Source organism: Nonomuraea salmonea, assembly GCF_042428605.1.
Classification (GTDB): domain Bacteria; phylum Actinomycetota; class Actinomycetes; order Streptosporangiales; family Streptosporangiaceae; genus Nonomuraea; species Nonomuraea salmonea.
In genome coordinates this window covers 168,211-182,053 of the sequence record NZ_JBHMCF010000042.1, presented here as the reverse complement: position 1 = coordinate 182,053, position 13,843 = coordinate 168,211, and the positions used below count along the sequence as shown (strand labels likewise).

Genomic DNA, 13,843 nt, shown 5'->3' with positions numbered 1-13,843 from the left:
AAAATCAGCCCTGGAGACGTGACCATGTTGCTGTCGGATCAGGCCGGTCAGACGGCGGCCCCCAAGATCCCCCGTCCCGCGACGCTCCGCGAGAGCGTCATCGAGGCTATCCAAGAGCTCATCGTCTCCGGGCAGCTCAAGCCGGGCCAGCACCTCGTCGAGAGCGAGCTGGCCGAGCTGCTCGGCGTCTCCAGGCAGCCGGTCCGCGAGGCGTTGCAGCAGCTCAGCGGTGAGGGCTGGGTCGATCTTTTTCCCGGTCAGGGCGCGTTCGTGCACGTCCCGACCGTGGAGGAGGCCGACCAGCTGCTCGCCGTGCGCACCCTGCTGGAGACCGAGTCCGCGCGCCTGGCCGCCAAGCAGGCCGGCGAGGAGGGCGTCAAGCGGCTGCGCGCCCTGTGCGCCCGCGGCATCGCCGCGGTGCAGTCCGACGACGTCGACGGCGCCGTGGCCACCAACTCCGAGCTGCACGCGCTGGTGACCGACCTGTCGGGCAACAAGGTGCTCGCCGAGCTGGCCGCCCAGGTGGCCAGGCGGGTGCGGTGGTACCACACGCCGGTCGCCCGCCAGCGCGGCATGGCCTCGTGGGACGAGCACGCCGCCCTCATCGACGCCATCGAGGCCGGCGACGAGCGGCGCGCGGCCAAGATCATGCGCGAGCACACCGAGCACACCCGCGCCTCCTACATGGAGCAGCGCGAGAACGAGCCGGCCGAGCCCGCGCCCAAGCCGGTACGCCGCCGCCGTACCCGCCAGGCCGGCTGACCGACCCCCCTCACCGGCACGCCGGCCGATCCCCCTCCAGGGTCGGCCGGGCGGCCGCGTCATGCCGTCACGCCCTCCTGCCTGCGCGAACAGTCAGGGTTGACGTGACGTTCACACAAGCCCACATGCTCCGAAACACCTCGGGTAGAGGATGGAGCCACACCGGACGGAGGTGCACGACCATGAAAGCGTTCTTCCGCTTTCTCCTTGGTGATCCGCTGGGCCAGGCGGCGGACGGACGAGCCATCGGCGTCGGCCTGAGCGCGGCGCTGAAGAAGCACTACTCCGCGGACGACGCCGACCGCCACCTGCGCGAGTGGAGCAAGGACATCGACGTCCGCAAGAGTCCCCGCCCGTAGAGCAGGACGCACAGCAGCCAGACCCGCGACAGGGGGGCGGCCACCCTCGAACAGCAGCCTCCCCCCGCGCGTTCAGCGCTCCGCCGCCGGCTCCGGCTCCCCCTCCTGCTCAGCGGCCTTCTCAGTGGCCTTCTCAGTGGCCTTCTCGGTGGCCTTCTCGGTGCCTTTCTCAGAGGCTTTCTCCGCCTTGGCGTCGCGTGCCGACTTGATCAGGCTGAGCACCGTCGTCACGGCCAGCGTGCCGACGATGACCCCGAGAGACACCAGGATCGGGATCTCCGGCGCCCACGACACGCCGTCGTGGTGCAGCGCCTCGAGGATCAGCTTGACGCCGATGAAGGCCAGCACCACCGACAGGCCCTTGCTGAGATAGACCAGCCGGTCCAGCAGCCCGCCGATCAGGAAGAACAGCTGGCGCAGCCCCATGAGGGCGAAGGCGTTGGCGGTGAAGACCAGGTAGGGCTCCTTCGTCAGCCCGAAGATGGCCGGGATGGAGTCCAGCGCGAACAGCAGATCGGTGGTCCCGATGGCGACCATCACGATCAGCATCGGGGTGACCATCCTGCGGCCGTGATGCACGGTCAGGCGAGCGCCGTGGTAGGTGTCCGTGGTCGGGAGCACCCGGCGTACCGTGCGCAGCGCGATGTTCTCGGAGAACTCCGCGTCGTCCTCCTCGTGCCCGATCAGCTTCCACGCGGTGTAGACGAGGAAGGCGCCGAAGACGTAGAAGAGCCAGTCGAAGCGCGCCACCGCCTCCGCGCCGGCCGCGATGAAGCCGCCCCGCAGGAGCAGCGCCAGCACGATGCCGATGAGCAGCACCTTCTGGCGGTACTCCCGCGGCACCCGGAATCTGCTCATGATCAGCAGGAAGACGAAGAGGTTGTCCACGCTGAGCGAGTACTCGGTGATCCACCCGGCGAAGAACTCCCCGCCGTGCGCCGGGCCCGACAGCACGAGCAGGCCCACCCCGAAGGCCATCGCCAGGCAGACGTAGAGGCTCACCCAGCCCACGCACTCCTTGAACGAAGGTTCGTGGGGGTTGCGGGCGACGAGGTAGAAGTCGACAGCGAGCACGACACAGAAGCCGCCTATCGTGGCCAACCAGATCCACATGGGCAGATTCACCTACGTGCTCCCTTCCTCGTCTGCATCATCTGGGCATAGCGGACGTACTGCTCCAACAGCTCACTGGCGACGGGATTGCCGCCGGCCACCCGCACCAGCCAGTGCGGCATGAGCCGCTCGTGCATCCACAGGAACCCGATCGCGAAGCCGAGGCTGATCATCGCCTGGTACGCCAGGAACAGCGGCACCCCGTCGGCCATGCCGATCCCGGCCACGCTCTCCTGGAGCAGCCGCGAGAGGGGGAAGGCCGCCATCCAGTAGAGGCCGACGGGCCCGAACGTGCCCGGCCGGAACACGCCGTGGCCGAGGAGCACGCCGTACATGCCGCCGAAGAGGGCGAGCGGTGCGGCGAGCGCCAGGGCCGACAGCGCGGCCATCCCGGTGGGCTGCCCCGCGAGCAGGGTCAGCCCACCGGCCATGGCACCGGCGACGGCTCCGATCGACGCCCCTGGCAGGGCGAGTTCGAAACTGTGCCGTCCGATCATCAGCCCACGACCACGCCGTAGGCGAGCAGGCTGTAGAAGAGCATGCCCAGGTAGAACACCGCGCCGAAGCCGATGATGGCGTTCGACCACCACTTGGGCCTGATCGGTTTGGGCAGCATGCGGTTGTTCACCAGGAGCAGGGTCACGCAGTACGCGCCCATGGCGAACGTGGACAGGAACGCCAGCGTGTCCAGGATCCCGCTGGGACCGTCGGCCGGGCCGAACAGCAGGATCAGGATGCCGAAGAGGATCACGCCCCAGAGGAAGATGCCGTACAGGCGGGACATGCCCACCTTCTTCGCGCCGGGGATGAAGTTGTAGGTCATGTCGGCCTGGCCGCGCGAGAACGAGTCGAACAGGCCCAGCGTCGCGTTGAGGCCGATCAGGGCGATGAACCCGAGGAACACGACCCCGAGCACCGAACTGCCCGCCGAGGAGACGGCGTTCGACATCGCGGTCAGCGCCACCTCCCGGTCGTCGCCCTGAATCGCCGTACGCACGGCGGGGTCGATCCGCACCGCGGACTGGGCGATCACCGTGAAGGAGATGGTGACCAGCATGGTGATGCCCCAGAAGAGCAGCAGCGCGTCGAAGGTGACCCAGCGCCGCCAGCCCTTCCACTTGGCCATCTCGGCCGGGTCGGAGGTGTCGAACATGTACCCGCGGGTCGGCCGCTCCTCCTCGGAGGAGGCGTGCCGCAGCCCGACCACCTTCGGCTGGTGCACGCCCATGCCGGCGCCGGAGTCACGCAGGTGCAGCGTGTACCACATCTGCTGCATGCCCGACGGACCGGCGAAGGCGCAGGCGCCGACGATGACGGGGAACCAGGCGGCCGACAGGGCCTCCGCCGGCAGGTAGCCGAAGGAGAACATGCCGCTGATGGTGGTGACCACGTCACCCCAGGAGCCGACCATGGCGGCGACCACGGCGGTGCCGAGCACGAGCGCCCCGATGAGCAGGGAGAGCACGTTCTCCAGCAGGTTGTAGATCACCTTGGCCAGGGTGAAGACCACGCCGACGAGGATCAACCCGGCGATCGCGGTCACCATCCAGGGTATTCCGGTGATCTCCTCGAACGCCGCCGCGCCCGCGGACAGGTGGCCGGGCCAGATGTAGACGGCGATCGCCACCACGAAGAAGAACCACATCAGCGGCTTGAAGACCCTGGCCGCGCCGGAGAAGATGCTCTCCCCCGTGGCCATGGCGTAGCGGGCCATCTCCAGCATCACCACGGCCTGCAGGGTGACGCCGATCAGGAACAGCCACCTGATCTCGGGCCCGAACAGCAGCACCAGCCGGGGCCACATGTACGACTCGCCCATGCCCACGCCGAGCGCGACGAGGAACACCGTCGGCCCGATGAGGTGCACCGAGGGAGGCGCGTCGGGGAGCTTCCTGATGGGCATCGGCTCGAGCCGGCCCGCTTTCCATACTCGTTCGTCCTCGACCGGCGGCGTGGCCGTCGCCGGTGGTGTGTTCGATGTGTCCACCTACGGACCTCCTGGGGGGTTGTTGCCTTCCTCTGCGCCCCGAATTGCCCCCTCGCCTGGTGCTGCTGTGGCTCGGCTCTTAGCCCAGCAGCCCGGCTGCCCTGGCCCAGCGGTACTTCGCACCGAGGACCGCCACGGGCTTTTCCGTCGTGTACGGGTACGCGACCACGCCGTGCTCGAACAGGTACTCGCTGGCCTCCTCAACCTCGGTGTCGCCGGCCAGTGACGCCACGACCGGCTTGGTGTTGCCCTTCGCCCGCTCCTCGGCCACCACACGGGCGATGAGCTCGGCGAAGACCATCGGCGGCGTCACGATCGTGTGCCAGTAGCCGAGGACCAGCGCGTGGATGCGCTCGTCGCTCAGGCCGAGGCGGACCGTGTTCTCGTAGGTCGAGGGTGGTTCGCCGCCGGTGATGTCGATGGGGTTGCCCGCCGCTCCGAACGGCGGGATGTAGGCGCGGAACGCCGCGTCCAGGTCGTCGGGGATGTCCATGAGGGTCAGCCCGGCGTCCACGATGGCGTCGGACAGCAGCACGCCGGAGCCGCCCGCGCCGGTGATGATGACGACGTTCTCGCCCTTGGGGGCGGGCAGGATCGGCAGCGCGCGGGCGTACTCCAGCATGTCGTTCAGCCCGGGGGCGCGCACCACGCCGGCCTGGCGCAGGATGTCGTCGTAGACCTTGTCGTCGCCGGCCAGCGCGCCGGTGTGGGAGCCGGCGGCCCGCGCGCCCATGGCGGTGCGCCCGGCCTTGAGCACGATGACCGGCTTCTCCTTGACCACGCGGCGGGCGGCGTCGACGAAGCCGCGCCCGTCCTTGAGGTCTTCGAGGTGCATGGCGACGGCCTTGGTGTTGTCGTCCTGCTCGAAGAAGGTCAGCAGGTCGTCCTCGTCCACGTCGGCCTTGTTGCCGACGCCGACGATGGCGGACACGCCCATCTTGGTGGTGCGGCTGAAGCCCAGGATGGCCATGCCGATGCCGCCGCTCTGCGAGGTCAGCGCCACGCTGCCGCGCACGTCGTACGGTGTGCAGAAGGTCGCGCAGAGGTTCTCGGGCGTGTAGTAGTAGCCGTAGATGTTGGGGCCGAGCATGCGCACGCCGTGCCTGCGGGCGATCTCGACGATCTCCTTCTGGCCCTCGACGTTGCCGGTCTCGGCGAACCCCGAGGGGATCATCACCGCGCCTGCCACGCCCTTCGCGCCGACCTCCTCCAGCGCCGGCGCCACGAACTTGGCCGGGATGGCGAAGACGGCCACGTCCACCTCGCCCGGCACGTCGCCGACGCTCTTGTACGCCTTGAGCCCCATGATCTCGTCGGTCTTGGGGTTGATCGGGTAGATCTGCCCCTGGTAGCCGCCGTTGATGAGGTTGCGCATGACCGAGTTGCCGATCTTGCCGGTCTCGGCGGAGGCGCCGATGACGGCGACCGAGCGCGGCTTGAAGATGCGGTTCATCTGCCGCAGGATCTCCTCGCGCGGCAGCCGCTCGACCTCGGGGGCCGGCTGGCCGATGATGATCCGCACGTCGGCGGCCACGGCGCCGTTCGCGTCGGCGAAGACGGGGTTGAGGTCCACCTCGACGATCTCGGGGAGGTCGGTGACCAGCCGGCCGACGCGTTCGATGAGCGACGCCAGCGCCTGGCGGTCGGCGGGTTCCGCGCCGCGGGCGCCCTTGAGCACATCCGCCGCTCTGATGTCGTCCAGCATCTTCAGCGCATCATCACCCGAAACCGGGGCAAGCCGGAAGGTCACGTCCTTGAGTACTTCGACGAGCACGCCGCCGAGGCCGAAGGCCACGACCTTGCCGAAGGTGGGGTCGGTGACCGCGCCGACGATGACCTCGTGGCCGCCGCCCACGAGCTGCTGCACCTGGATGCCGTCGATCGTGGCGTCCGGGTTGTAGGCGCGGGCGTTGGCCAGGATCGTGGCGTAGCCCTCGCGTACCTCGTCGGCGTTCTTCAGGCCGACCAGCACGCCGCCGGCGTCCGTCTTGTGCAGGATGTCGGGCGAGACGATCTTCAGCACGACCGGGAACCCGATCTCCCCGGCCAGCCGGGCGGCCTCGTCGGCCGAGCTCGCGAGGCCCTCGCCGGGGGTGGCGATGCCGTACGCCTGGCACAGCTCACGGCCCTCAGGAGCCGTCAGGGCCGTACGCCCCTCGGCCAGCGCCTTGTCGATGACGTCCCTGGCAGGCACTAGATGACTCCGTTCGTCTTGAGTTCGGCCAGCTCCTCGGCGCTCACGCCGATCTGGCGGTAGATCTCCTGGTTGTGCTCGCCGAGCAGCGGCGGCGTGCGGACGTCCACCGGCGAGTCGGACAGCTGCAGCGGGCTGCCCACCGTCACGAACTCGCCGCGCTCCGGATGGTCGACGGTGACGACGATGCCCTCCTCGCGCAGGCTCTCGTCCTCCACCAGCTCCTTGGTGGACAGGATCGGCCCGCACGGGATGTTCTCGGCGTTGAGCCGGTCGAGCACCGTCCACTTGTCGTGGCGGATCGTCCACTCCTCGATGAGCTGGAACATCTTGTCCAGCTTCGGCAGCCGCGCCTCGGGCGTCGCCCACTCGGGGTCGTCGGCCAGCTCGGGACGGCCGATGATGCCGGTGATCGGCTTCCAGCCGACCGGCTGGACGATGACGTAGATGTAGTCGTTCGGCCCGCCGGGCGCGCAGCGCACCGCCCAGCCGGGCTGGCCGCCGCCGCTGGCGTTGCCCGAGCGCGGCACCTCGTCGCCGAACGTCTTGTTCGGGTACTCGCGCAGCGGCCCGTGCGCCAGGCGCTGCTGGTCACGCAGCTTCACGCGGCACAGATTCAGCACGGCGTGCTGCATGGCCACCTGTACGCGCTGGCCGCGTCCGGTCTGGGTGCGCTGGTAGAGGGCGGCCAGGATGCCGGCCACCGCGTGGATGCCGGTGCCCGAGTCGCCGATCTGGGCGCCGGTGGCCAGCGGCGGGCCCTCCTCGAAGCCCGTCGTGCTCATCGAGCCGCCCATCGCCTGCGCGATCACCTCGTACGCCTTGAACTTGGCGTACCTGCCCTGGCCGAAGCCCTTGATCGAGGCGTAGATGAGGCGGGGGTTGAGCTCCTGCAGGCGCTCCCAGGAGAAGCCCATGCGGTCCACCGCTCCTGGACCGAAGTTCTCCACCAGGATGTCGGCGCTCTTCACCAGCTCGGTGAAGATCTCCTTGCCGCGCTCGCTCTTCATGTTGAGGGTGATGCTGCGCTTGTTGCAGTTGAGCATCGTGAAGTACAGGCTGTCGACGCCGGGGACGTCGCGGAGCTGCTGCCGGGTGATGTCGCCGGCCGGGGCCTCCAGCTTGACCACGTCGGCGCCCAGCCACGCGAGCAGCTGGGTGGCCGACGGGCCGGACTGGACATGGGTCATGTCGAGGACGCGGACACCTTCGAGAGCCTTCATCTGCACCGTGATTCCCCTACTTGTACATGGTCTGGTTCATGGTTCCTGGGGCGTACACCTCTGGGTCGACCCAGACGTTGATCAGCGAGGGCTTGCCGGACTCGCGGGCCCGCTCCAGCGCCGGCCGGATCTCGGCGGGGTCGCGGACCTCCTCGCCGTAGCCGCCGAGCAGCTTGGCGAACTCGCCGTAGCGGATGTCGCCGAGGGTGTTGCCGACGCGGGCGCGGTCCTGGCCGTACTTGGCGGCCTGGCCGTACCTGATCTGGTTCATCGAGGAGTTGTTGCCGATGACGCCGATGAAGGGCAGGTCGAAGCGGACCATGGTCTCGAAGTCCCAGCCGGTGAGGCTGAAGGCGCCGTCGCCGAACAGGCACAGCACCTCCTTGTCGCGGCGGGCCTGCTTGGCGGCCATCGCGAAGGCCATGCCGACGCCGAGCGTGCCGAGCGGGCCCGGGTCCATCCAGTGGCCCGGCGACTTGGGCTGCACGACCTGGCCGGAGAAGGTGACGATGTCGCCGCCGTCGCCGATGTAGATCGAGTCCTCGGTGAGGAACTCGTTGATCTCGTGGACCAGGCGGTAGGGGTCGATCGGCTGGGCGCCGGACAGCTGGCGGGGCAGCCGCTTCTCGTACGCCTGGGTCTCGACGTTGCGCAGCTCGTCCAGCCACTCCTTGCGGCGGGCCGCGCTGTTGTCCACCCGGCCGCTCGCGGCCTGCGCCACCGCGGACAGGACGAGCCCGGCGTCGCCGACGATGCCGAGGTCGATGTCGCGGTTCTTGCCGACCGTGCGGTAGTCGAGGTCGATCTGCACGACCTTGGCCGTCGGCGACAGGCGCTTGCCGTAGCCCATGCGGAAGTCGAACGGGGTGCCGACGATGATGATCAGGTCGGCCTCGGTGAAGGCGTAGCGGCGGCTGAGCTGGAAGTGGTGCGGGTCGCCGGGCGGCAGCGTGCCGCGGCCCGAGCCGTTCATGTACGCGGGGACGTTCAGCGTCCGTACGAAGTCGATGGCCGCGTCGGTCGCCCGGCAGGTCCAGACCTGGCTGCCGAGCAGGATGCACGGCTTCTCGGCGTGGGCGAGCAGGTCGGCCAGCTGCTCGATGGCCTCGGGGTCGCCCTGCTGACGGGTGGAGGCGCGGTAGTGGCCGGCCTTGGGGATGCGCGCCTTCTCGACCGGCACCTTCGCGTCGAGCACGTCGCGCGGGATCTCCAGGAACGACGGCCCCGGAGCGCCGTGGTAGCACTCGCGGAAGGCCATGGAGACGATGTCGGCCACCCGCTCGGTGCTCGGCACCGTGGCCGCGAACTTGGTGATCGGGGTCATCATGTCGACGTGCGGGAGGTCCTGCAAGGAGCCCATCTTGTGCTGGCTCAGCGCACCCTGGCCGCCGATGAGCAACATCGGGCTCTCCGCGCGGAAGGCGTTGGCCACGCCGGTCACCGCGTCGGTCGTGCCCGGCCCCGCGGTGACGACCGCGCAGCCCGGCTTGCCGGTGATGCGGGCGTAACCGTCGGCGGCGTGCGCGGCCACCTGCTCGTGGCGTACGTCGATGACCTCGATGCCCTCATCGACGCAGCCGTCGTAGATATCGATGATGTGGCCGCCGCAGAGCGTGTAGATCACGTCCACGCCTTCGGCTTTGAGTGCCTTGGCTACGAGATGACCACCGGAGATCGTTTCCGACATCATGCACCCTTCCTGGCGAACGAGCTCGCTGTCTTCCGCATACTGCATACCGTATGAACGCAATGGTTACTCTCTCCGGAAGGGCGTGTCCAGGCCCTAGGGCAATTCGATCAGCTCGACCTGCTCACCGGACCACCCCGGCGGCACCACTGCCAGCGCGTCCGCCAGGGCCGCGCCCCACAACGATCCCGGCCGGTCATGACCCACGGGGACCGCGCCGCGACCCGACCGCCGGACCGGCACCAGGCGGGTGTCGCGCGGGTGCGGGCGCACCTCGCCCGACAGCGCGCTCGTCTCCCGCGCGGCGGGCACGCCGGACAGCTCGCGCAGGATCGGGGCGAGCAGCGTCAGCGCGGCGGCCAGAGCCGCGAACGGGTTCCCCGGCAGGCCCACCACGAGCCTGCCGTCCGTCAGGCGGGCCAGCGCCTGGGGGTGCCCTGGACGTACGGCGACCCCGTCCACCAGCACGTCGGCGCCCAGCTCCGCCAGCACCGCCCGCAGATGATCGGCCGGCCCCTTCGACGACGCCCCGCACACCACGACCACGTCCTCGCGGCACTCCGGCCACCCGCTCGGCGCGTCCGCGCCCGCCGGCCATCCCCCGCCGGCCCCATGCTCGGCCCACCCGGCCAGGGCGGCGCGCAACGCGGCAGGGCCGTCGGGGAGGCGGGTGGTGGTGGCGACGCGGCCGCCCGCCCACTCCACGAGGCCGGGCAGGAACGGGCCGATCGCGTCGCGAACCCGCCCTGGGGCGGGCAGGCCGGCGTCCACGACCTCGTCGCCGGTCACCAGCACCGCGACGCGCGGCCGTGGACGCACCTCCAGCACGTCGTGGCCGAGCGCGGCGGCCAGGCCGAGCGTCACCGGCGTCACCACCGTCCCCGCGCCCAGCACGACCGCGCCCTCGGCGATGTCCTCGCCCCTGCGCCTGATGTGCCTGCCGGGCACGACGACGCCCCCGACGACCCCGCCCACGACCCCGCCCACGGACCCGCCCACGGGCCCGCCGAGGGGGCCGCCCGCGCCGCCCGCGTGCAGGTCACCGGCCGGGCCGCCCCTGGGCACGTCGCCGTCCGCGTGCTCGTACGGCAGGACCGCCTCGGCGCCCGCCGGCACCGGGGCGCCGGTGGCGATCTCGACGGCCTCGCCCGCCCGCAGCGCACCCCCGTACGGCGCTCCCCCGGCCAGCACCCGGGCCACCACCCGCCAGGGCCCGGAACCCGCGACGGCGTACCCGTCCATCGCCGAGACGTCCACGCCCGGCACCGCCACCAGCGCGCGCAGCGGCGCCGCCAGCCGGCAGCCGAGCGCCTCCCGCAGCGGCACGGATGAAGGCTTCGAAGGGCAGGCCGCGCCCGCCGCGAGGGCCCGGGCGGCGGGCCATGAGATCGCTTCCACCACTGGTCCATGCCACAAAACGGTCACAGGCACACTCCTTGACCCTCGTTTTTCCATACTGTATACCGAATGCACGGTGGGGAGTGTCCAGCGATCCCGCCGCGAGCACGGGGCCCCGTACTTACGGCCGGGTCGCCTTCAAGCGACTGCCGCAGCTACGGGGCTCCGTGCTTACAATCCGACGCAAGAACGGAGCGCAAGCATGAAGGTCGCTGTTCTTGGCGCCGGCGCCATCGGCGCGTACGTGGGGGCCGCACTCCACAAGGCGGGAGTCGAGGTGCACCTCATCGCGAGAGGCGCGCACCTCGAGGCGATACGCCGTGCCGGTGTGCGGGTGCTCACCCCCAGGGGCGACTTCACCGCCCATCCCCATGCCACCGACGATCCCGCCGAGGTCGGCCCGGTGGACCACGTCTTCCTGGGCCTCAAGGCGAACAGCTACGCCGCCGCCGGCCCCATGATCCGGCCGCTCCTGCACGAGACGACCAGCATCATCGCCGCGCAGAACGGCATCCCGTGGTGGTACTTCCACGGGCTCAAGGGCCCGTACGAGGGCTACCGCATCGAGAGCGTCGATCCCGGCGGCGCGGTGACGGCCGCGCTGCCCCTGCACCGCGCCATCGGCTGCGTGGTCTACGCCGCGACGGAGATCGAGGAGCCCGGCGTGATCCGCCACCTGGAGGGCACCCGCTTCTCCATCGGCGAGCCCGACGGCCGGCTGTCGGAGCGCTGCCGCGCCTTCAGCGAAGCCGCCGTCGAGGGCGGGCTGAAGTGCCCGGTCGAGCGCGACCTGCGCAGAGACGTGTGGATCAAGCTGATGGGCAACATCGCCTTCAATCCGATCAGCGCGCTGGCCCGCGCGACGATGGCCGGCATCTGCCGCCACGACGGCGCCAGGGAGCTGGTCGTCGCCATGATGCGGGAGACCGTGGAGGTGGCCCGCCGGGTGGGCTGCGATCCGGGCATCTCGATAGAGCGCCGCCTGCGCGGGGCGGAGAAGGCGGGCGAGCACAAGACGTCCACGCTCCAGGACCTGGAGAAGGGCAAGCCGCTGGAGCTCGACGTGCTGCTGGCGGCGGTGGTCGAGCTGGCCGATCTGACCGGAGCGGAGGTGCCGACGCTGAGGGCGATCCACGCGGTGAGCGACCTGCTGAACGCGAACCTTGTCCGTGCGGTATAGCCCGGAATACCGTAGATTGTATACTGAATGGAGGGATCATGAGCTATGACCGCCTGACCCATCCACTGGTACGCGAAAACGGCGTGCTGCGCAAGGCGTCGTGGGAGGAGGCGCTGGAGCGAGCAGCGGAGGGCTTCCGCCGCAACATAGAACGACACGGGCCCGACAGCTTCGCGATGTTGTCGTGCGCCCGCTCCACCAACGAGATGAACTACGTCGGGCAGAAGTTCACCCGGGTGGTCGTCGGAACCAACAACGTGGACTCCTGCAACCGCACCTGCCACGCCCCCAGCGTGGCCGGCCTGTCGGCGGTGTTCGGCAGCGGTGGCGGCACCTCCTCCTACCAGGAGGTGGAGGACACCGACGTGATAGTGATGTGGGGTTCCGCGGCCAGGAACGCCCACCCCATCTTCTTCCAGCACGTGCTCAAGGGCATCCACAACGGCGCCAAGATGTTCGCCGTCGATCCGCGCCGCACCGGCACCGCCCAGTGGGCCGACCTCTGGCTCGGGCTCAACGTCGGCACCGACATCCCCCTCGCGCACGCGGTCGCCCGCGAGATCATCCACGCGGGGCTGCACAACGAGGCGTTCATCGAGCGGGCCACCGTGGGCTTCGAGGAGTTCAAGGAGTCCGTCGAGCCCTGGACGCTGTCGGCGGCCGAGCAGGTGACCGGCGTGCCGGCCACGGCGATCCGCGAGCTGGCCCACGCCTACGCCCGCGCCGACCGCGCCCAGCTCTGCTGGACGCTCGGCATCACCGAGCACCACAACGCGACCGACAACGTCCGGGCGCTGATCAACCTGGCCCTGCTCACCGGCCACGTCGGCCGCTACGGCTCCGGCCTGTCGCCGCTGCGCGGCCAGAACAACGTGCAGGGCGGCGGTGACATGGGCGCCATCCCCAACCGCCTGCCCGGCTTCCAGGACATCCTCGACCCCGGCACCAGGCAGCGCTTCGAGAGCGCCTGGGGCCGCGCCATCCAGCCCCGCTACGGCTACAACCTCACCGAGATGCTGGAGGCGATGGGCGAGGGCAAGCTCACCACCTGCTACATGATCGGCGAGAACCCGGTGCAGTCCGAGGCCGACTCGCTCTCCTGCATCAAGCGCCTGTCCATGCTCGATCACCTGGTCGTCCAGGACATCTTCCTCACCAAGACCGCGCAGATGGCCGACGTGGTGCTGCCGGCCAGCGCCGCCTGGTGCGAGGCCGACGGCACGTTCACCAACAGCGAGCGCCGGGTCCAGCGGGTGCGCAAGGCCCTGGAGCCGCCGGGCGAGGCCCGCGACGACATCTGGATCGTCTGCGAGATCGCCCGCAGGCTCGGTCACGACTGGCACTACGACGACGCCGAGGAGGTCTGGAACGAGCTGCGATCACTGTCGCCCCAGCACGCCGGCATGTCCTACCAGCGGCTGGCCGAGTTGCAGGGCATCCAGTGGCCGTGCCCGTCGGAGGACTCCCTGGAGCCGCCCTACCTGCACGGCCGGCTGTGGGAGAGCGACCCGGTCAAGCGGGGCATGCCGGCGCCGTTCGCCCTGCTGCGCCACTCGCCGCCGGTGGACCTGGTGGACGAGGAGTACCCGCTGCGGCTGACGACCGGGCGGCGGCTCGACTCCTACAACACGGGCGTGCAGTCCTCCGGGTTCGCCTCGCCGCTGCGTCGCGGCGAGACGATCGAGCTGTGCCCCGAGGACGCCGAGAAGCTCGGCGTCGTGGCCGGCGAGGAGGTGCGGATCACCTCCCGGCGGGCCTCGGTGGTCGCGCCCGTCCACATCGACCCTGGGCTGAGACCCGGGCTGGTGTTCATGACGTTCCATTTCCCCGACGAGGTCGACACCAACTCCCTGACGATCGAGGCCACGGACCCGATCTCGGGGACGGCGGAGTTCAAAGCTGCCGCGGTCAGGGTCGAGAAGCTCGTCAAGGCCGGGTGA

General features: G+C 70.1%; 11 protein-coding genes. 4 read left to right on the top strand and 7 right to left on the bottom strand.

Annotated features, from left to right (window positions below; genetic code table 11):
- The first annotated feature begins 24 nt into the window (after positions 1-24).
- Both ACFFR3_RS38965 and ACFFR3_RS38960 read left to right on the top strand, forming a co-directional pair.
- Entirely contained in the window at positions 25-762 is a 738-nt protein-coding gene (locus ACFFR3_RS38965; RefSeq protein ID WP_345409626.1) for a GntR family transcriptional regulator, read from the top strand.
- Positions 763-944: 182 nt separating this feature from the next.
- On the top strand, positions 945-1,121 hold the full coding sequence (locus tag ACFFR3_RS38960; RefSeq protein ID WP_345399337.1) for a hypothetical protein: 177 nt from the start codon (positions 945-947) through the stop codon (positions 1,119-1,121).
- 72 nt (positions 1,122-1,193) lie between these two features.
- Here ACFFR3_RS38960 and ACFFR3_RS38955 read toward each other — a convergent pair whose 3' ends face one another.
- From ACFFR3_RS38955 to ACFFR3_RS38925, 7 genes are all read right to left on the bottom strand, one after another.
- Complete coding sequence (locus ACFFR3_RS38955; RefSeq protein ID WP_379484756.1) at positions 1,194-2,246, bottom strand: TerC family protein; 1,053 nt, start codon at positions 2,244-2,246, stop codon at positions 1,194-1,196.
- Entirely contained in the window at positions 2,243-2,731 is a 489-nt protein-coding gene (locus tag ACFFR3_RS38950; RefSeq protein WP_364377599.1) for a hypothetical protein, read from the bottom strand. The genes ACFFR3_RS38955 and ACFFR3_RS38950 overlap by 4 nt, the downstream gene beginning before the upstream one ends.
- Entirely contained in the window at positions 2,731-4,221 is a 1,491-nt protein-coding gene (locus ACFFR3_RS38945; RefSeq protein ID WP_345399328.1) for an Nramp family divalent metal transporter, read from the bottom strand. The genes ACFFR3_RS38950 and ACFFR3_RS38945 overlap by 1 nt, the downstream gene beginning before the upstream one ends.
- A 79-nt stretch (positions 4,222-4,300) precedes the next feature.
- Complete coding sequence (locus ACFFR3_RS38940; RefSeq protein ID WP_345399325.1) at positions 4,301-6,415, bottom strand: acetate--CoA ligase family protein; 2,115 nt, start codon at positions 6,413-6,415, stop codon at positions 4,301-4,303.
- Positions 6,415-7,638 carry a formyl-CoA transferase gene (gene frc / locus ACFFR3_RS38935; RefSeq protein ID WP_345399321.1) on the bottom strand — a complete coding sequence of 408 codons (1,224 nt, stop codon included), beginning with the start codon at positions 7,636-7,638 and terminating at the stop codon, positions 6,415-6,417. Before frc ends, ACFFR3_RS38940 begins: the two co-directional genes overlap by 1 nt.
- Positions 7,639-7,654: 16 nt before the next feature.
- Positions 7,655-9,328: a thiamine pyrophosphate-binding protein gene (locus ACFFR3_RS38930; RefSeq protein WP_345399318.1), complete on the bottom strand. Its 1,674-nt coding sequence runs from the start codon at positions 9,326-9,328 to the stop codon at positions 7,655-7,657.
- A gap of 93 nt (positions 9,329-9,421) precedes the next feature.
- Positions 9,422-10,726 (bottom strand): molybdopterin molybdotransferase MoeA, encoded by a 1,305-nt coding sequence (locus ACFFR3_RS38925; protein ID WP_364377604.1) that lies wholly within the window; start codon positions 10,724-10,726, stop codon positions 9,422-9,424.
- A 199-nt stretch (positions 10,727-10,925) separates the two neighbouring features.
- On the opposite strand from ACFFR3_RS38925, the gene ACFFR3_RS38920 reads away from it, so the two are divergent.
- Both ACFFR3_RS38920 and ACFFR3_RS38915 read left to right on the top strand, forming a co-directional pair.
- Positions 10,926-11,903 carry a 2-dehydropantoate 2-reductase gene (locus ACFFR3_RS38920; RefSeq protein ID WP_364377606.1) on the top strand — a complete coding sequence of 326 codons (978 nt, stop codon included), beginning with the start codon at positions 10,926-10,928 and terminating at the stop codon, positions 11,901-11,903.
- Positions 11,904-11,941: 38 nt separating this feature from the next.
- A complete protein-coding gene (locus ACFFR3_RS38915; RefSeq protein ID WP_379484755.1) occupies positions 11,942-13,843 on the top strand; it encodes a molybdopterin oxidoreductase family protein in 1,902 nt (633 codons plus the stop codon).

Coding starts and splice junctions, on each gene's coding strand:
- ACFFR3_RS38965 (WP_345409626.1), top strand. CDS start 25: ATGTTGCTGTCGGATCAGGCCGGTCAGACGGCGGCCCCCAAGATCCCC.
- ACFFR3_RS38960 (WP_345399337.1), top strand. CDS start 945: ATGAAAGCGTTCTTCCGCTTTCTCCTTGGTGATCCGCTGGGCCAGGCG.
- ACFFR3_RS38950 (WP_364377599.1), bottom strand. CDS start 2,731: ATGATCGGACGGCACAGTTTCGAACTCGCCCTGCCAGGGGCGTCGATC.
- frc (WP_345399321.1), bottom strand. CDS start 7,638: ATGAAGGCTCTCGAAGGTGTCCGCGTCCTCGACATGACCCATGTCCAG.
- ACFFR3_RS38930 (WP_345399318.1), bottom strand. CDS start 9,328: ATGATGTCGGAAACGATCTCCGGTGGTCATCTCGTAGCCAAGGCACTC.
- ACFFR3_RS38920 (WP_364377606.1), top strand. CDS start 10,926: ATGAAGGTCGCTGTTCTTGGCGCCGGCGCCATCGGCGCGTACGTGGGG.
- ACFFR3_RS38915 (WP_379484755.1), top strand. CDS start 11,942: ATGAGCTATGACCGCCTGACCCATCCACTGGTACGCGAAAACGGCGTG.